At 48.9% G+C, this 17,950-nt stretch carries 18 protein-coding genes; 17 read left to right on the top strand and 1 reads right to left on the bottom strand.

The window, feature by feature from the left end; all coding sequences use genetic code 11:
• Window positions 1-43: 43 nt before the first annotated feature.
• From BST85_RS09165 to BST85_RS09085, 17 genes are all read left to right on the top strand, one after another.
• The gene (locus BST85_RS09165) at window positions 44-613 is read left to right on the top strand and encodes a TetR/AcrR family transcriptional regulator (RefSeq protein WP_104812971.1); all 570 of its coding nucleotides are present in this window, start codon (window positions 44-46) and stop codon (window positions 611-613) included.
• Window positions 614-673: 60 nt separating this feature from the next.
• Window positions 674-1,744 carry a 2Fe-2S iron-sulfur cluster-binding protein gene (locus tag BST85_RS09160; protein WP_104812970.1) on the top strand — a complete coding sequence of 357 codons (1,071 nt, stop codon included), beginning with the start codon at window positions 674-676 and terminating at the stop codon, window positions 1,742-1,744.
• 11 nt (window positions 1,745-1,755) lie between these two features.
• Entirely contained in the window at window positions 1,756-2,712 is a 957-nt protein-coding gene (gene paaA / locus BST85_RS09155; RefSeq protein WP_104812969.1) for a 1,2-phenylacetyl-CoA epoxidase subunit PaaA, read from the top strand.
• A gap of 11 nt (window positions 2,713-2,723) precedes the next feature.
• Complete coding sequence (gene paaB, locus BST85_RS09150; RefSeq protein ID WP_104812968.1) at window positions 2,724-3,008, top strand: 1,2-phenylacetyl-CoA epoxidase subunit PaaB; 285 nt, start codon at window positions 2,724-2,726, stop codon at window positions 3,006-3,008.
• Window position 3,009: 1 nt separating this feature from the next.
• Window positions 3,010-3,771: a 1,2-phenylacetyl-CoA epoxidase subunit PaaC gene (paaC, locus tag BST85_RS09145; protein WP_104812967.1), complete on the top strand. Its 762-nt coding sequence runs from the start codon at window positions 3,010-3,012 to the stop codon at window positions 3,769-3,771.
• A gap of 2 nt (window positions 3,772-3,773) precedes the next feature.
• The gene (gene paaD / locus BST85_RS09140) at window positions 3,774-4,274 is read left to right on the top strand and encodes a 1,2-phenylacetyl-CoA epoxidase subunit PaaD (RefSeq protein WP_104812966.1); all 501 of its coding nucleotides are present in this window, start codon (window positions 3,774-3,776) and stop codon (window positions 4,272-4,274) included.
• 16 nt (window positions 4,275-4,290) lie between these two features.
• Window positions 4,291-5,073, top strand: coding sequence for an enoyl-CoA hydratase-related protein (locus BST85_RS09135; RefSeq protein ID WP_104812965.1), 783 nt, complete (start codon window positions 4,291-4,293; stop codon window positions 5,071-5,073).
• Window positions 5,070-6,233, top strand: coding sequence for a 3-hydroxyacyl-CoA dehydrogenase NAD-binding domain-containing protein (locus BST85_RS09130; RefSeq protein WP_104812964.1), 1,164 nt, complete (start codon window positions 5,070-5,072; stop codon window positions 6,231-6,233). The genes BST85_RS09135 and BST85_RS09130 overlap by 4 nt, the downstream gene beginning before the upstream one ends.
• Complete coding sequence (locus tag BST85_RS09125; protein ID WP_104813966.1) at window positions 6,233-6,637, top strand: PaaI family thioesterase; 405 nt, start codon at window positions 6,233-6,235, stop codon at window positions 6,635-6,637. The genes BST85_RS09130 and BST85_RS09125 overlap by 1 nt, the downstream gene beginning before the upstream one ends.
• 1 nt (window position 6,638) lies before the next feature.
• Window positions 6,639-7,850 carry a 3-oxoadipyl-CoA thiolase gene (gene pcaF, locus BST85_RS09120; RefSeq protein ID WP_104812963.1) on the top strand — a complete coding sequence of 404 codons (1,212 nt, stop codon included), beginning with the start codon at window positions 6,639-6,641 and terminating at the stop codon, window positions 7,848-7,850.
• A complete protein-coding gene (locus tag BST85_RS09115; RefSeq protein WP_104812962.1) occupies window positions 7,847-8,449 on the top strand; it encodes a short chain dehydrogenase in 603 nt (200 codons plus the stop codon). Before pcaF ends, BST85_RS09115 begins: the two co-directional genes overlap by 4 nt.
• 13 nt (window positions 8,450-8,462) lie before the next feature.
• Complete coding sequence (paaZ, locus tag BST85_RS09110) at window positions 8,463-10,958, top strand: phenylacetic acid degradation bifunctional protein PaaZ (protein WP_104812961.1); 2,496 nt, start codon at window positions 8,463-8,465, stop codon at window positions 10,956-10,958.
• Window positions 10,959-10,962: 4 nt separating this feature from the next.
• A complete protein-coding gene (locus BST85_RS09105) occupies window positions 10,963-11,715 on the top strand; it encodes an enoyl-CoA hydratase/isomerase family protein (protein ID WP_104812960.1) in 753 nt (250 codons plus the stop codon).
• Window positions 11,712-12,314 (top strand): acyltransferase, encoded by a 603-nt coding sequence (locus tag BST85_RS09100; protein ID WP_104812959.1) that lies wholly within the window; start codon window positions 11,712-11,714, stop codon window positions 12,312-12,314. The genes BST85_RS09105 and BST85_RS09100 overlap by 4 nt, the downstream gene beginning before the upstream one ends.
• Window positions 12,307-13,587: a dihydrolipoamide acetyltransferase family protein gene (locus BST85_RS09095; protein ID WP_104812958.1), complete on the top strand. Its 1,281-nt coding sequence runs from the start codon at window positions 12,307-12,309 to the stop codon at window positions 13,585-13,587. Before BST85_RS09100 ends, BST85_RS09095 begins: the two co-directional genes overlap by 8 nt.
• 5 nt (window positions 13,588-13,592) lie before the next feature.
• Window positions 13,593-14,657 carry a branched-chain amino acid aminotransferase gene (locus BST85_RS09090; protein WP_104812957.1) on the top strand — a complete coding sequence of 355 codons (1,065 nt, stop codon included), beginning with the start codon at window positions 13,593-13,595 and terminating at the stop codon, window positions 14,655-14,657.
• A 94-nt stretch (window positions 14,658-14,751) separates the two neighbouring features.
• Window positions 14,752-16,746 carry an alpha-ketoacid dehydrogenase subunit alpha/beta gene (locus BST85_RS09085; protein WP_104813965.1) on the top strand — a complete coding sequence of 665 codons (1,995 nt, stop codon included), beginning with the start codon at window positions 14,752-14,754 and terminating at the stop codon, window positions 16,744-16,746.
• A gap of 34 nt (window positions 16,747-16,780) precedes the next feature.
• Here the strand turns inward: BST85_RS09085 and BST85_RS09080 are convergent, their stop codons facing one another.
• Window positions 16,781-17,908 (bottom strand): outer membrane beta-barrel protein, encoded by a 1,128-nt coding sequence (locus tag BST85_RS09080; RefSeq protein ID WP_104812956.1) that lies wholly within the window; start codon window positions 17,906-17,908, stop codon window positions 16,781-16,783.
• Between the last annotated feature and the right edge of the window lie 42 nt (window positions 17,909-17,950).

Here is a 17,950-nt window from a genome sequence, read left to right as displayed (position 1 = left end):
AAATTATATGTGGCTCAGGTTCTAAAATCGTATCTTCGGGGGTATGAGAACCGGAACACGAAAAGAGGAGATTGTAGTCGAGGCCTCCAAACTCTTCAAGGAGAAAGGTTACAGCGCCGTTTCGGTCAGGGATATTGCCCAGGTAATGGGTATCAAGGCGGCCAGCCTCTACAATCACATCGACAGTAAACAAGAAATTCTTGCGCTGCTCATCATGGAGCTTGCCCGGGAATTTACCGAGGGTATGCGGGAGATCAGACAGCGGTCGGAAACTCCATTGGAAAAGATACGGGCAGTCATAGAGATGCATATTGACATCACCGTAAGTCGGTCTGAAGCACTTGCTGCCTTGAACAATGATTGGATGCATTTGGGAGAAGAAGACCGAGTGGAATTTGTCCGGATGCGAGAGGACTATGAGGAGAATTTTCGTCAGGTCATTCACAAAGGAATACAAGAAGGAGAGATTCGAAATCTGCACCCCGAGGTTATTCTCTTTTCAATACTGTCTACACTGAGGACCCTTTATTTGTGGTATCAGAAACGAGGTAAATTGGACGTTAACGTGCTGAAAAAGGATATGGTTGCGGTCCTGATACAAGGGATAGTTTAGCATATTTTAACTTGGATGTAAGACTAACAAACGTTAGTTTTGTGTCAAATTTGAACTGTTTTGACCGATTTTCATGAATTACGTGTTGCCGATGCAGTAAAGACCACTGCAGATTGTACGGTGATCACCTTCGATGTGCCGTCAGAACTGCGGGAGATCTTTCGCTTCCGACAGGGACAACACCTGACTTTGCGTAAGGATCTTAACGGTGAGGATGTTCGCCGATCCTACAGCCTCTGTTCCAGTCCACTGGAAGATCAGTGGAAGGTTGCTGTCAAGCAGATCCCTGGTGGGATTTTTTCGACCTATGTGAATGAAGAGCTGAGGACCGGAGATATATTGGAGGTTATGCCGCCAACCGGACATTTTGGGGTCGAAACGGGTCAGGGTTCCAAGCATTATGTAGCCTTTGTTGCAGGTAGTGGAATAACCCCTGTGTTATCCATGATCAAAGCGCATTTGGAGCGGGAACCCGAGTCCAGATTCCAGTTGTTTTACTTGAACAGGACAGCCAAATCGATTATCTTTAAAGAGGAGATCGAACAGCTGAGGAACAAATTCTTCGGAAGGTTGGAGATCTTCTATTTCCTGACCAAGGAAAGACGCGATATCGAACTGTTCAACGGACGGTTTACCCCGGAGAAACTTGGGCGTATCTTCGGTAGCCTTACCGATTTGGAATCGGTTGACGAGGTCTTTCTTTGTGGCCCCGAGGAAATGATCTTCCTGATCAGGGACCAATTGCAACAAGCCGGCCTCGATCCGGAAAAGATACATTACGAATTATTTGTCAGCGGTCTGACTGCCGAGGATAAGGCAAGAGTAGAGCGTCTCGCTGCCCGATCTTTGGAGGGCGTGGATGTGACCATAGTCGATGGCGGGAAGGAGTTCCACTATATCATGACCGATGACTACGACAATATCCTGGATGCTGCCCTAGGAGCGGGTGCGGACCTTCCCTTTGCTTGTAAGGGTGGTGTATGCAGCACCTGCAAGTGCAAGGTGATCAGTGGAGAGGTCGAGATGAAAATAAATTACGCACTAGAGCAGGACGAACTGGATCAGAATTTTGTACTGAGCTGCCAGGCAGTGCCTGTGAGTGATCAAGTAAAGGTCGATTTCGACGTTTAAAACGAATAGCTATGAGTGAACGAGAAGTAAAGAACCTGGAGGCCATTTTTGACGCTCGCATTGAGCGGGACGAAAGAATAGAGCCCAAAGATTGGATGCCGGAGAAGTACCGACAGACCCATATCCGACAAATATCCCAGCACGCCCATTCTGAAATTGTGGGCATGTTACCGGAAGGCAACTGGATCACCCGAGCGCCTTCCCTAAGGCGAAAGGCAGCTTTGCTGGCCAAGGTACAAGACGAAGCCGGACACGGCCTGTATTTGTATTCAGCTTGTGAGACCCTTGGAATTACAAGAGAGGAGATGTATGAGCAACTGCACAGCGGTAAGGCGAAATACTCTTCCATCTTTAATTATCCTACCATTACCTGGGCCGATATCGGAGCTATTGGATGGTTGGTAGACGGCGCAGCCATCATCAATCAGGTTGCCCTCTGTAATACGTCCTATGGTCCTTATGCTCGGGCCATGGTTCGTATCTGTAAGGAGGAAAGTTTTCATCAACGTCAGGGATACGAGATCATGTTAACACTGAGCCGAGGAACCGAGGAGCAGAAAGCTATGGCACAAGATGCTCTGAACCGGTGGTGGTGGCCCAGTCTGATGATGTTTGGGCCAAGGGACGAAGCCTCTACCCACACGGCTCAATCCATGAAGTGGAAACTGAAAAGAAAGACCAACGACGAATTGCGACAGCAGTTTATAGACCAGACCGTTCCTCAGGCTGATATCCTTGGATTGAGTGTGCCCGATCCTGATCTGAAGTTCAACCCAGAGACCGGTCATTACGATTTTGGCGAGATCGATTGGAAAGAATTCTGGCAAGTAGTCAAGGGTCACGGCCCGTGCAACAAGGAGCGCATGGAAGCCCGTGTTGGCGCCTGGGAACGTGGTGCCTGGGTTCGTGATGCAGCCATGGCACATGCCGAAAAGAACAAGAACAAAACGATGGCGAAAGCCGGATAATCGGAATTCAGATGAAGAACAATTGGCCCATATGGGAAGTATTTGTCCGATCCAAGAATGGATTGGAGCACAGGCACTTTGGAAGCCTTCGTGCTGCCGACGCTGAAATGGCACTGGAGAATGCACGGGACGTTTACACCCGCAGGAATGAAGGAGTGAGTATTTGGGTAGTGGAGAGCAAGCACATCACGGCCTCTAACCCTGAGAACAACGGAGAGCTGTTCGAGCCTGCAATGGACAAGGTTTACAGACATCCTACCTTCTACGACCTTCCGGACGAAGTAAAACACATGTAGCATGGAGTTTACAGATAAAGATCGATACACCTATGTGATCGGGATCGCGGACAATATGTTGATCCTCGGGCAGCGCCTTGGTGAGCTTTGCGGGCATGGTCCCAATCTGGAGACGGACATTGCCCTAACCAATATTGCCTTGGATCTTTTTGGTCAGGTGCGGTCCTATTATCAGTACGCTGCTCAACTTGTCGGTGAAAATAAGTCGGAAGATGATGTAGCCTTTCTTCGCAGGGAACGCGAATATTTAAATGCCTTGTTGGTGGAGCAACCCAACACCCATTTTGGTTATGTGATCGGAAGGCAGTTCCTGTTTGACGTCTTTCACCTACTCATGCTGAAGGAATTGGTCAAGAGCAATGATGAGACCTTGAGAGCCATTGCCGCAAAAGGAATTAAGGAGGTGAGTTATCACCAGCGATTCTCCGGAGATTGGCTCAAGCGTTTGGGAGATGGGACCGAAGAGAGTCAACACAAGATGCAGGAGGCCATGAACGACCTTCTACCCTATACTCGGGAGCTGTTTGAGATGACTGAAGCCGATACCAAGGCCTTTGAGGCTGGAGTGGGTGTAAATCTGGGATCGTTGTACGAGCAGTATCAGGAAATCGTGCAAGAGCACCTGGAAGAAGCTACCTTGGACATGCCGGAAGAACTGTATTTCAAATCTGGTGGTAAACAGGGTATTCATTCCGAGCATATGGGTTATATCCTGACCGATATGCAATATATGCAACGCACTTATCCGCAGATGAATTGGTAGTCATGAATACAGCCCAGGCCCGAATAGACAGGGATTTGATCCCTATTCTGGAGCAAGTTAGCGATCCGGAGATACCGGTATTGACGGTTTTGGATCTAGGGGTCATCCGAGAGGCTGTAAAAGAGGGAGATGAGGTTCATATCAAACTCACTCCCACCTATTCGGGTTGCCCGGCCATGGACGTTATCGCGGACGACCTAAAGGCCGCCCTGGCTAAACACCAGCTAAAGGCAGTTGTGAAGTTGGTGTTATCACCAGCTTGGTCTACGGATTGGTTAAGTGAAGCTGGGAAACAAAAGATGGAGGCCTATGGTATTGCCCCGCCATTGGAAGCCTCTGCAGATAAGGCTGCTCTGCTGGGAGAAGCTGCTATTGTGCCCTGTACCAATTGTGGCTCAAAAAGTACGCGTATGATCAGCCAGTTTGGTTCGACGGCCTGTAAGGCACTGTTTCAATGCGACGACTGTCAGGAACCCTTCGACTATTTCAAATGCTTAAAATAGATAACCTATCAACCCCATGAACCCATCCATCGAAATGACAGTTAGCGGTAATTTGGCCCAGATCTGGCTGAACCGCCCGGCTGTGTTCAATAGCTTCAATCGGGAAATGGCGCTGGATCTGCAGTATAAACTCAAGCAATGCCAGGATGATGACCAAATTCGGGGGGTGCTGATCTCTGGAAGAGGAAAAGCATTTTGCGCGGGTCAGGACCTCAAAGAAGTTACCACACCAGAACTCAATCCCGGATTCAAGAAGATCTTGGAAGAGCATTACAATCCCATTGTCCGCCAGATACGGGGTCTGAGCAAGCCAGTAGTTGCCGCCGTCAATGGTGTTGCGGCAGGAGCCGGGGCCAACATCGCATTGGCTTGCGATGTGGTGATCGCCTCAGAGCACGCCAGTTTTATCCAGGCTTTTAGCAAGATCGGACTAGTGCCCGATAGTGGAGGGACCTTTTTCTTACCCAGATTGATCGGCTGGCAGAAGGCCTCGGCCCTGATGATGCTGGGAGATAAAGTTTCTGCCCAGGAAGCAGAACAAATTGGAATGATCTATAAAGTAGTTCCCGCCGAAGAATTTGAGGCAACTGCCCTTCAATTGGCTCAGAAATTGTCACAGATGCCGACCCAGGCCTTGGCCTATACCAAAGAATTGCTCAACCAGAGTTTGACCAATGACCTAAGTGCCCAATTGAAGGAAGAATCGCGATTACAGATAGCCTCTGCCCAAAGTGAAGACTACAGTGAGGGTGTGGCCGCCTTCATTGAAAAACGCAAACCTAATTTTTCCGGAAGATGATCGAAAAAGTGGGAATAATCGGTTCTGGTACCATGGGTGCCGGGATTGCCCAAGTGGCGGCTACTGCTGGACACCAGGTCGTATTATATGATACGAATCAGGATGCTCTTACCCGGGCAGAACAATCCTTGCAAAATATTTTGGACAGACTGGTGGCAAAAAGGCGTATTCAACGTGAAGAGCGAGATGCGATTTGGAGTCGAATCACCATGAGTGACCAAATGGTGTCACTCTCTGGTTCTGATCTTGTGATCGAGGCAATAGTTGAAGACCTGTCAGTCAAGCAAAGTGTATTCCGGGAGCTGGAAGCGATTGTCGGAAAAAAGACCATACTGGCATCGAATACATCATCTTTGTCCATTGCGTCAATTGCTGCGGCACTCAACCGCCCGAAACGCTGCATAGGTATCCATTTCTTTAATCCAGCACCCTTGATGAAATTGGTGGAGGTCATTCCAGCCGTGCAAACCTCAAATAAGACGCAGCAACTAGTAGAAGAGACCATTAAACAGTGGGGCAAGGTGGTTGCCATTGCAAAAGATACACCTGGCTTTATCGTCAACCGGGTGGCCAGGCCATTCTATGGAGAGGCGCTCAGGATCTATGACGAGGGCATAGCGAATTTTGCGACCATCGATTGGGCAGTTAAGTCCATTGGTGGTTTCAGGATGGGACCATTCGAATTGATGGATTTTATCGGTAATGATGTCAACTATAAAGTAACGGAGACCGTATTTAAATCCTTCTATTACGATCCCCGGTACAAACCTTCTTTTACACAGAAAAGACTGAGTGAGGCAGGTTACCTTGGACGAAAAAGCGGGAAAGGATATTACGATTACGGAGAGGATGCTCCGGAAAAGGTCATCGCAGAGGACGTAGCCCTGGCCCACCGCATCTTTGATCGAATCCTGGTGATGTTGATCAACGAAGCCGCCGATGCCCTTCACCTGAACATTGCTTCCGCAACGGACATCGATCTGGCTATGACCTGCGGGGTTAACTATCCCAAGGGCCTATTGGCTTGGGCGGACGAAAAGACCATCGACTGGTGCGTTAGTCGCATGGATGACTTATATGCCGAGTATCATGAAGATCGTTACCGCTGCTCGCCCTTGCTGAGACGCATGCAGAAGAACCAAGAGACATTTTATCTGTGATAGAAGGAACTCGCATACCGCATAAAATGTTGTCCCTGGACCCTTTTAGTCAATGGATGGGGATAGAGATCCTGGAGGTCAGAACAGGCTATTGTAGGTTGGCAATGACCGTAAGGGAGGAGATGCTCAATAGTATGGGATATGCACATGGAGGGATATCCTATTCTCTGGCCGATACCGCCTTTGGGTTTGCCAGCAACACCCATGGACGATATGCTGTATCTATAGAGACCTCCATCAATCATATCGAAGCCATACACCAGGGCGATTATTTGGTTGCTGAGGCCATTATCGACGTAACCAAGAATAAATTGGGATTCAACATAGTTGAGGTCCGAAGAGGCGATGAGGTCGTTGCCCTTTTTAAAGGGGTGGTGTATCGCACGCAAAAACAATGGGAATAATATGAAAGAAGCCTATATAGTTGATGGGATCAGGACGCCTATCGGGAAATACAAAGGGACATTAAGTCCGGTCAGAACAGATGACCTGGCTGCCCTGGTCATTAAGGAATTGGTAGAACGCAATCCCAATGTGCCCACCGAGGCTTATGATGATGTGATCCTAGGCTGTGCCAATCAGGCTGGGGAAGATAACCGCAATGTAGCACGTATGGCCTTGCTTTTGGCCGGTCTTCCCATGACGGTTCCCGGAGAGACAGTCAATCGTTTGTGTAGTAGTGGGCTATCAGCCATGATACATGCCAACCGGGCCATCAAGGCCGGGGATGGTAATCTTTTTATAGCCGGCGGGGTAGAACATATGACCCGCGGACCTTACGTAGTAGCCAAGCCCTCATCGGCCTTTGGGAATGACGCTCGTATGTATGATTCCAGTTTTGGCTGGCGCTTTGTAAACCCAAAAATGGAGGCAGCCTATGGTACGGATGCCATGGGTAATACGGCCGAGAACCTGGTGGATAAATACAACATCAGCCGGGAGGACCAGGATGCTTTTGCCAGCAAGAGTCAGCAAAAGGCAGCTGCAGCAACTCAAAACGGACGTTTGGGAATGGAGATAGTGGCCGTGGAGATCCCAAGGCGAAAACAAGATCCATTGATCTTCGAAGAAGACGAATTTATCAAACCCGGTAGTACCCCTGAGGTACTGGCCAAACTGAGGTCGGCCTTTAGAAAGGACGGGAGCGTGACTGCAGGGAACAGTTCTGGTCTCAACGACGGCGCCGCAGTCAACCTGATCGCCTCTGAAGATGCCGTTAAAAAATACAATTTAAACCCCTTAGCAAGAATAGTAAGTTCTGCAGTGGTGGGTGTAGAACCTCGCATTATGGGGATAGGTCCGGTAGAGGCTTCCAACAAAGCTTTGGAAAAAGCAGGTCTGACCATGGAGGATATGGACATCATCGAGCTGAACGAGGCTTTTGCTGCTCAATCCCTGGCCTGTATCCGTGCCTGGGGGTTGGCCGATGACGACCCCAGAATCAACCCAAATGGAGGGGCTATAGCCATCGGACATCCACTGGGGATGACCGGAGCCAGGATAGCCCTATCCGCAGCCCGCGAATTACAACAAACGGCCAAACGATATGCCCTGGTCACCATGTGTATTGGTGTTGGGCAGGGTTATGCCATGGTCATAGAAAACGCTCATCTGTGAAAAAGGTCATCGTCATAGGAGGAGCAGGGACCATCGGTAAGGTGGTCACAGCCAGGCTGAAGGAAGACCATGAAGTCATTGTTGCCGGAAGGAATTCGGGGGATATTCGTGTGGATATAGCGGATAGCCAATCCATTGAAGCCATGTTCCGTGAGGCTGGCCAGGTAGATGCCGTGGTCAATGTCTCAGGCGAGGCCAAATGGGATCACTTTGACAATTTGAGCGAGGAAGATTATTACATTGGGATACGCTCCAAAATGATGGGACAGGTCAATTTGGTTCGCATTGGAAAGGAGTATTTGAAACCCGGTGGCTCCATCACCCTGACAACGGGAATCCTTGCAGATGACCCGGTGCTGCTAACCACCTCAGCTGCCATGGTCAATGGAGCAATTCACAGTTTTGTGAGAGCCGTAGTTCTGGATAGGCCCGATATACGGGTCAATGCGGTATCAGCCGGATTGGTCGCGGATGCCTTTGAAAAATATAAGCCCTATTTCCCTGGTCACGACCCCGTACCTATGGAAAAGGTGGCCAATGGATATGTAAAATGTGTAGATGGTCAAATCACCGGACAGGTAGTCCGGGTGATGGCCTGAAAATAATCGACTCATGAGTAAGACACAACATTACGTTCAGGGACAATGGTTGGATGGTTCCGGAGATGGAACACCTATCCTGGATTCGGTAACCGGAGAACATTTCACCAATGTCACCGTCCAAGGCCTGGATGTGCCGGCTATTCTGCAGTACGGAAGAGAGCACGGTCGAACCTTAAGAAGAATGACCTTCCAGGAAAGGGGCAATGCTATCAAGAAACTGGCCCTTTACCTCAATAAACGAAAGGAGCAGTTCTACGAGCTCAGCTACAGGACGGGGGCTACCAAGTTGGATTCCTGGATCGATATAGAAGGAGGTTTTGGCAATCTTTTTGCCAATGCCAGCCTGAGGAAATTATTCCCTAACCAGTGGTATCATGTAGAGGGAGATCCGATCGACCTCTCCAGGGGAGGTCGCTTTATGGCCCACCACATCATGGTGCCTCGAGAAGGTGTTGCCGTCCATATCAATGCCTTTAATTTCCCGGTTTGGGGGATGCTGGAAAAATGTGCCGTCAACTGGATGGCTGGGATGCCCGCAGTGGTATTGCCCGCTCCTCAAACCGCCTACCTGGCAGAGGCCGTGGTTAGAGAGATCGTTGCTTCCGGGATCTTACCGGAAGGCTCTATTCAGCTGATCAGCGGTACAGCCAGGGATATCCTGGACACGGTTCAATCTCAGGATGTGGTTACCTTCACTGGTTCGGCATCTACAGGAAGAATTTTAAAAAATCACCCGCGCTTGATAGAAGAGTCAGTTCCCTTTACCATGGAGGCGGATAGTCTGAACGCTTCGGTGCTTGGGCTTGACGCTAAACCCGGCAGTCCTGAATTTGACCTCTTTGTTAAAGAGGTGCGTAAGGAGATGACGGTCAAGGCTGGGCAAAAATGTACGGCCATCCGTCGCATCATCGTGCCTGAGGATCGTATGGAAGACGTACAGATCGCTTTAGGCCAGGCCTTGGACAAAGTAACCATCGGTGATCCTCGCTTAAAAGAGGTGCGTATGGGAGCTTTAGTAAGCAATGACCAACGTGACGCTGTGAGGGAGCAAGTCAAGAAAATAGGGGAGACTGCCCAAATGGTCTATGGTAGCCTGGATGAAGTGAATACCCTAGGAGCCGATGCTTCCAAGGGTGCATTTATGAAACCAATACTCATGCGGGAAGACGATCCGCTGAACAATCAAGCTGCTCACATAACGGAGGCCTTTGGGCCTGTATCAACCTTGATGCCATATTCGGACCTGGACGAGGCGGTTCATCTGGCCCAGATGGGCAAAGGGTCCCTGGTATCTTCCATCTGTACATTTGACGATAATATTGCCCGAGACTACGTAGTGAATGCCGCTTCTCATCATGGCCGCATTCTCGTCCTGAATCGGGAAAATGCCCAACAAAGTACTGGACATGGTTCTCCACTGCCCAATCTGATTCACGGTGGTCCAGGAAGAGCCGGAGGCGGAGAAGAAATGGGAGGAATGCGCGGCATCAAGCACTATATGCAGCGTTGCGCCGTCCAAGGGACGCCGACCACCCTAACCGAAGTTACCGGTATCTATCAACCTAAAGGAGCTTACAAAGAGTCAGAACAGCATCCTTTTAAATACCACTGGGAAGATGTAGAGGTAGGGATGTCTATGGAGACCCATCGAAGGACGATAACCGACAGTGACATCATCAACTTTGCCAACCTGACCTGGGATCATTTCTATGCTCATACCGATATCACTTCCTTGGATGGCAGCATCTTTGAAAAAAGAACGGCTCATGGATATTTTATCCTGGGAGCGGCTGCCGGATTGTTTGTTCATCCTAATAAGGGGCCGGTTGCGGCTAACTACGGATTAGAGGATTGCCGCTTTCTAAGGCCTTTGTACCACAACGACACCATCTATGTACGGTTGACATGTAAGCAGAAGATCGACCGGGATCAGCGTGGGGCCGAGCTTCCTGCAGGGATCGTAAAGTGGTATGGAGAGGTCTTTGATGCCGAGGACGAACTGGTCGCCATCGTGACCGTTCTGACCCTGGTGCAAAAGAAGCAGACTACTTTGGTGGAAATGACAGAGGAAAAGATCAATGCGTGTTTAGCAACCCTCAAAGAGGATACCAAAGCTACTTGGGGTTATATGACCGCCCAGGAGATGGTGGAACATTTAGAATACACCTACCGAATAGCTGCGGGAGAGATCCAGGATTTCGAGATCGCTACCCCGGAAAAGATCCTGGAAAAGGTTCACGCCACCTTGTATAATTACGAGAAGATGCCTCAGGGATACGATTTCCCCCTGGCAGCACGATCTAAGATCAAAGAGGTGAAGCATGCTGATCTGGATACCGCCAAAGTAAAGATGTTTGAGGCAAGAGATGCCTACCTGGAATATTTTAAAGAGAATCCCGAGGCCCGAACAAAGAATGTGGTCTTTGGTGAACTGAATCGCTTTGAGTGGTATTTGCTGGAGCGCAAACACCTGAATCATCATTTTGAACAATTTGGATTGATCTAAACCTATGACAGCACCCTACGTCAAAACGGATAAAACTGATGGCATTGCAACCATCGAATTCTTTCACCCGGCACATAACAGCTTACCGGGAGATATACTCGCCTTACTGGCCGAAGCCATTACTGAGGCAGGAGATGATCCCGAGGTAAAAGTTGTAATCTTAAAGAGTGGTGGTGACCGTACCTTTTGTGCCGGCGCCAGCTTTAAGGAATTGGTCAACATCCAGGACGAGGCCCAGGGAAAGATATTCTTTAGCGGTTTTGCCAATGTAATCAATGCCATGCGGAAATGCCCCAAGTTCATCATTGGACGAATCCAGGGGAAGACCGTGGGCGGAGGTGTAGGATTAGCTTCGGCAACAGACTTCTGTATGGCCACCAAATTCGCAGCTATCAAGCTAAGTGAGCTCAACGTAGGGATAGGACCCTTTGTAGTCGGACCTGCCGTTGAGCGTAAATTAGGTCTGTCCGGTATGTCCCAGATCGCCATCGATGCCAATTTCTTTTACCCGGCCGAGTGGGCTCGTCAAAAAGGGCTGTTTGCCCAAGTTTACGAGAGCACAGAAGAACTGGATGCCGCCGTTCAGGAAATGGCGACCAAACTGTGTGGATACAATCCAGAGGCCATGAGGGAAATGAAAAAGATATTCTGGGAAGGAACCGGGCATTGGGATGAGTTACTTGCCGAGCGAGCCACCATCAGTGGCCGGTTGGTGCTCAGTGACTTCACCCGCGAAACCTTAAAACGCTTTAAATGATCTACTCCTTCCAAGGACATATACCCGTAGTTCACCCCTCCAGCTTTGTTCATCCGCTGGCAGCGGTTACCGGTAACGTGATCATTGGTAAGGATTGCTATATCGGACCCGGTGCAGCGATCCGAGGAGATTGGGGAGAGATCGTATTGGAAGACGGAGTCAATGTGCAGGAGAATTGTACGGTCCATATGTTTCCGGGAAAATCCATCCGGTTGAAATCCGGGGCTCATGTGGGTCATGGAGCCGTGATTCACGGAGCCAACCTGGGAGCCAATTGCCTGATCGGTATGAATTCGGTCATCATGGACGATGCCCAGATTGGGGACGAATGCATAGTAGGCGCTATGAGTTTTGTCAAGGCGGAATCCAGCTTTGAGGCCAGGAGCCTGATCGTAGGTAATCCCGCTAAGAAGATCAAGGAGGTGTCCGATGAGATGATCGCCTGGAAGACGGCAGGAACACGATTGTATCAGCAACTTCCGGCGGACTGCCACCAAAGCCTGAAGGAGGTAGAACCCTTGACCGAGCTGCCCGAGAACAGGCCTGAACAGAAAGATTTTTATCAAACCCTGAAATCGTATCAGCGAGATCATGGCTAATTACGAATTTAAAATGCCCCGTTTGGGCGAGAGCATAACCGAAGCTGCCATCATACAATGGCACAAAAGTGTTGGTGATTATATCGAAATAGATGAGATCTTATTGGAAGTTGCCACGGACAAAGTGGATTCTGAAGTTCCGGCCACGGTAAGTGGTACAATTACCGAGATCTTATTCCAACCCAACGAGGTAGTGGGTATAGGCGATGTAATTGCGCGATTGGATACCGATGGTGAGGTTCCTTTGGAGGTGAAATCGGCATCTAAGCCAACTAAAAAAGAGACCAAAACCGAATCCAGGCCTCAAAAAAAACAGGCCAAACGGGCGATGGCTTCGGCTGTGTCCGTAAACGAGAATTTATTTGTTAGTCCGCTGGTAGATCAGATCGCCAGAACTCATCATATTTCTTACGAGGAATTGGCCCGCATCCCTGCGACAGGAAAGGACGGGAGACTGCGTAAGAGTGATGTGATGCAATACCTGGATGATGGTAGGCCTTTCCAATTTGCCCAACCGGCAGCCAGTAACGGGTTTCAGGTGCCGGATCTTCAATTTGACAAAGGGACAGGTAGAGTAGTAGAAATGGATCGGATGCGGCAGATGATCGCTGACCATATGGTCTTTAGTAAGCATACCTCGCCTCATGTTACAGCCTATGTGGAAGCTGACCTGACCGAAATGGTCAATTGGCGAAACGTCAACAAAGAGGGATTCCAAAAGAAATACGATCAAAAACTGACCTTTACGCCCTTATTCATCCAGTGCATCAGCAAGGCGATAGCGGCATTTCCAATGATCAATTCCTCTTTGGACGGAGATAAGATCATTGTGAAGGAGAACATTAACATAGGTATGGCAACTGCCTTGCCCAGCGGTAACCTGATCGTACCGGTCGTAAGAAAGGCAAACGAACTAAGCCTGGATCAGCTCGCCGCAAAAACCAACGAATTGGCCTCTAAGGCCAGGGATGGCAAGCTAAGTGCAGATGATACTTCCGGCAGTACTTTCACCATTAGCAATGTAGGGACCTTTGGAAGTCTGATGGGGACCCCTATCATTAACCAGCCTGAGGCGGCCATTCTGGCCACGGGTATCATCAAGAAACGAGCCGAGGTCATGGAACGACCAGAAGGAGACAGCATTGAGATCAGACAGATGATGATGCTATCCCTGTCTTTCGATCACCGGATCGTGGACGGATACCTTGCGGGGTCTTTCTTGAGACGGATAGCAGACGAAATGGAAGGCTATGATACTTCCCAAACTTTTTAACGGAGATGACAGAGACCAATACCAATATTTCCATCAAACAGGTTCAGCAATCCAGAGTGTACCAATTGGATTTTGATAATATCCCGTTGGGAACAGCATTTACGGACCATATGTTCGTCTGTGACTATACCGACGGTCAGTGGCAGAATCCACAAATTCAACCCATGGGACTCATTCCAACGCATCCTGCTGCCATGGCCTTGCACTATGGTCAGGCCATCTTTGAAGGGATGAAAGCTACGGTTGGAGCTGATGGTATCCCTCGTTTATTTCGACCGGAAATGAATGCGGCCCGTTTGAACTTTAGTGCGCGTCGACTGGGTATGCCGGATTTTCCTGAAGATCTCTTCGTAGAGGGTTTGAAGGCCTTGGTCAAACTGGAACAGAACTGGATACCAAAGAAGGAAGGGAGTGCACTTTATCTGAGACCTTTTATGTACGCAGACGAAGCCTTTATTGGAATGCGCGCCGCAACTTCCTATAAATTCCTAATCATTGCCAGCCCTTCAGGGCCTTTCTTTAGCCGTCCCATTCGTCTTTGGGCCGAAAAGAAGTATATACGTGCAGCGGAAGGAGGTACAGGTCAGGCTAAAGCAGCAGGAAATTATGCCGCCGCCATTCGCCCTACGGAGATCGCAAAGGATAAAGGGTTTGACCAAGTGCTTTGGTTGGATGCCCACGAGCATCGATTTATTCAGGAGGTAGGTACTATGAACATCTTTTTCATGATCGATGGGAAGATCGTCACCCCAGCCCTGGATGGAGCCATTTTGGACGGTGTTACACGCAGGTCAGTAATCGAATTGCTGGTAGATTTCGGATACGAGGTCGCACAACGTGCTGTTACCATAGAGGAAGTACATCAGGCCGCAATAGATGGTACACTGCAAGAAGCCTTTGGAACAGGTACTGCTGTTGGCATTGCTTACATCAAGGAGATCGGCTGGGGAGAGGAGATCATTCCAGTATCTGACTCCCACCCACTGGGAGAGCGCGTCAACATGGAATTGAACAAGATCAAGAACGGACAATTACCCGATCGTTTTAATTGGGTGGTCAAATGTCAATAAAGTATTGTATTGGGTGAGTAAAGTGTCAGAAAAGAATCGCATAGATATAGAGTTGGTCAAAGCGGCATTCGCCAATTTGTGTACCGCTAAGGCCATGGCCTTCTTGTACGAGGAGAACTTCAAGGTGGTCTCCAAGTATGTACATGCAACCTCCAGAGGTCATGAGGCTATTCAGACGGCAGTTGGCATGCAACTCCTGCCTCAGGATTATGTCTTTCCCTATTACCGGGACGATTCCATGCTCTTGGCATTAGGGATGACGCCTTATCAGTTAATGCTGCAAGTTCTAGCTAAACGAGACGATCCTTTCTCCGGAGGCCGCACCTATTATTCTCATCCCAGTTTGAGAGATGATGACAAACCCAAGATTCCTCACCAAAGCTCAGCAACGGGTATGCAGGCCATCCCAGCCACCGGGGTTGCTATGGGTTTTTGGTATAAGGAGGCCGAAGGTCTTTCCCAAGAGGAAGACTTGCCCATAGTGGTTTGTTCTCTGGGAGATGCATCCATGACCGAAGGGGAGATCGCCGAGGCCATGCAAATGGCTGTACTTAAGAAACTACCCATATTATACCTGGTACAGGATAACGGATGGGATATCTCTGCCAATGCGGAAGAGACCAGAGCCCAGGACGCAGTTCATTATGCCAGAGGATTCAATGGTCTGGAAGCAATATCCATAGATGGAACCGATTTTCAGGAGAGCTATCGAACCATTAAGCAGGTCTTTAAGACCATGCGGGAAGAAAGACGACCCTTCCTGGTTCATGCCAGGGTTCCGTTGCTAAATCATCATACAAGTGGAGTGCGAATGGAATGGTATAGGGATGACCTGGAAGAGGCCAGGACAAGGGATCCATACCCAAAATTCCAGCGATTGCTAGAGGAAGAATACGGTCTGAGTTTTGATGAGATTCATGCCATAGAGGATGAATGTATTGAGAAGGTCCGTGCGGAATATGAGCTGGCACTTGCCGCTGAAGATCCTAAACCTGAAGATCTGGTCACCCACGATTTTGCACCCACTCCAATAACCGAGGAGTCAGGTGAGCGCGAACCAGTAGGAGCAGAAAGGGTCGTTATGGTGGATTGCGCCCTCTTTGCCATTGAAGAGTTGATGGCCAAACACAAAGAGTGCCTGCTGTATGGGCAGGATGTGGGTGGCCGGTTAGGAGGTGTCTTTAGAGAAGCGGCAACCTTAGCCCAGAAATTTGGAGACAACCGAGTGTTCAATACACCCATACAGGAAGCATTTATTGTAGGCTCTACCGTCGGGATGAGTGCCGTTGGGCTCAAACCTATTGTTGAGGTTCAATTTGCCGATTACATCTGGCCGGGGCTCAATCAGTTATTTACCGAGGTAAGCCGAAGCTGTTATTTATCTAATGGAAAGTGGCCGGTCTCCATGATCTTACGAGTTCCCATTGGGGCCTACGGAAGTGGAGGACCTTATCACTCTTCTTCAGTTGAAAGTGTGGTTTCCAATATACGTGGGATCAAGATCGCCTACCCATCCAACGGTGCGGATCTGAAGGGCTTGCTTAAGGCTGCATATTATGACCCGAATCCGGTGGTCATTTTTGAACATAAAGGACTTTATTGGAGTAAAGTTCCGGGAACCAAGGGGGCAACTTCCCTGGAGCCTGCAGAAGACTACATGTTACCCTTTGGCAAAGCTTGGGTATTGCAGGAGATCTGGAAACAGGAAGAGCAGGAGACCCTCAGTATAATTACATATGGCATGGGTGTCCATTGGGCTGTTAATGCGGCAGAACGTCTGGGTCTACAAGACCGAATAGAGATCGTGGATCTACGGACCTTACATCCAATTGATTACAAGACTATATTTGACAGTGTCCGGAAATGTGGCAAGGCCCTGGTAGTGACCGAGGAACCCTCGGAGAATAGCTTTTCACGAGCTTTACAAGGTCGTATACAGGAGGAGTGTTTCCAATCTTTGGATGCCCCTGTCATGTTGATCGGAAGCGAGAATATGCCGGCTATCCCACTTAATTCTACCCTGGAACAGACCATGATCCCCTCCGTAGAGAAGGTCATGGAAAAAATAAAGGCGCTTCTGGATTATTGAACCCACAAGCGCCCACTTTGATTGGACTGATTAATTATTTGAAGTAGTAGACCAAGGTAAAGTTGGTCCACTGGCTGTTTACGATAAGCGGAATGATCTGACCATTTCTGGGGAAAGTCAAGTCGTTGTCGTATCGTGGGATGAAATTGGCGATCAATCCCAGATGTCCCCCATTATTCAAGGCAAATTGGACTCCTGCCCTTGGCGTAAAGAAGACATTTCCTCCACCGATATTAAAGCCTTCTCCGGCTACATTTCCTTTAAATCGATCTGCGGCAAACCCTATTCCAATACCGATCAAGGGCTTGACTTTTCCTTTGGAATTGAACAAATACTCTGTTCCGAGGTCAAATTGCCAGCTGGTTATCTTGATGGTGGTGGGTGAAGGGGAGTTACCAAAGTCGTTCTCACTAGGAAGATTGACTGCTCCGTTAAAATAAAAGAACAAGGCTCCACGTAAATTGTTGTTGAAAGCAGGGGAAACGGTGACCCCAGCGTTTAAACGCGGAGATACCAGGGACTCGCTACTGCCTGTATCAAAGAACTTCACGCTGTTCAAACCTATTCCTGCCCCCAGGTAGAATCTGAAAATGTCAGTATTGAACTTTTCCGCTTTCTGAACTTCCCGGTCTGTGGGGGCATAGTCTCCGTATTCACAGCTATTGTATGCTTGGTTCAAATTGACAAGGTTGCTCTCACGGAAGTCTATCAGGTTATTAATGGTCTCTCGGATGCTGTTGCAATCCTGGTAGATCACGGACAAGACACCTCGTATCTTCTGACTTCCACCGCCTTGTCCTGCATTTCCGGCCTCAACCATTTGAGCGCCGTTTGGACTGGAGACCAAAAAATTTCTTCCTCCTAAATGATATAAGGTTGCTTTTCCGGCATCCAATGAAGCGGCCATCCAGGTTTGACTACCTGCCGAGAGAGGAGTATAGGTTCTCTTTTTGATCTGAACTGATCGAACAGAACTAAAGGCGAAGGAGTCCTCGTCTCCACCACCCTTGAAACGGACCGCTTCGTTTTGCTGATCTAGGTAAAGCCTCCCTTCCATTGTAGTGCCGTTGGATAATTCTAAACTCCCAGAATAAAAGGACTGGGCCTGAACAAGGCTACCACAAATTACAGTTAGCAGTAGCAATAGCATGTTTCTTTTCATGGCAATTGATTTAATTAAGTAATAAAGTAAATGAAATTTTGC

Origin of the sequence: Aureitalea marina (genome assembly GCF_002943755.1) — a bacterium.
GTDB classification, from domain to species: domain Bacteria; phylum Bacteroidota; class Bacteroidia; order Flavobacteriales; family Flavobacteriaceae; genus Aureitalea; species Aureitalea marina.
Note: the sequence above shows the minus strand (reverse complement) of the source record. Positions and strands in the feature narration are given on the sequence as shown.

Coding starts and splice junctions, on each gene's coding strand:
- pcaF (WP_104812963.1), top strand. CDS start 6,639: ATGAAAGAAGCCTATATAGTTGATGGGATCAGGACGCCTATCGGGAAA.
- paaB (WP_104812968.1), top strand. CDS start 2,724: ATGAAGAACAATTGGCCCATATGGGAAGTATTTGTCCGATCCAAGAAT.
- BST85_RS09095 (WP_104812958.1), top strand. CDS start 12,307: ATGGCTAATTACGAATTTAAAATGCCCCGTTTGGGCGAGAGCATAACC.
- paaC (WP_104812967.1), top strand. CDS start 3,010: ATGGAGTTTACAGATAAAGATCGATACACCTATGTGATCGGGATCGCG.
- paaD (WP_104812966.1), top strand. CDS start 3,774: ATGAATACAGCCCAGGCCCGAATAGACAGGGATTTGATCCCTATTCTG.
- BST85_RS09085 (WP_104813965.1), top strand. CDS start 14,752: ATGGCCTTCTTGTACGAGGAGAACTTCAAGGTGGTCTCCAAGTATGTA.
- BST85_RS09130 (WP_104812964.1), top strand. CDS start 5,070: ATGATCGAAAAAGTGGGAATAATCGGTTCTGGTACCATGGGTGCCGGG.
- paaA (WP_104812969.1), top strand. CDS start 1,756: ATGAGTGAACGAGAAGTAAAGAACCTGGAGGCCATTTTTGACGCTCGC.
- BST85_RS09100 (WP_104812959.1), top strand. CDS start 11,712: ATGATCTACTCCTTCCAAGGACATATACCCGTAGTTCACCCCTCCAGC.
- BST85_RS09165 (WP_104812971.1), top strand. CDS start 44: ATGAGAACCGGAACACGAAAAGAGGAGATTGTAGTCGAGGCCTCCAAA.
- BST85_RS09090 (WP_104812957.1), top strand. CDS start 13,593: ATGACAGAGACCAATACCAATATTTCCATCAAACAGGTTCAGCAATCC.
- BST85_RS09135 (WP_104812965.1), top strand. CDS start 4,291: ATGAACCCATCCATCGAAATGACAGTTAGCGGTAATTTGGCCCAGATC.
- paaZ (WP_104812961.1), top strand. CDS start 8,463: ATGAGTAAGACACAACATTACGTTCAGGGACAATGGTTGGATGGTTCC.
- BST85_RS09080 (WP_104812956.1), bottom strand. CDS start 17,908: ATGAAAAGAAACATGCTATTGCTACTGCTAACTGTAATTTGTGGTAGC.
- BST85_RS09105 (WP_104812960.1), top strand. CDS start 10,963: ATGACAGCACCCTACGTCAAAACGGATAAAACTGATGGCATTGCAACC.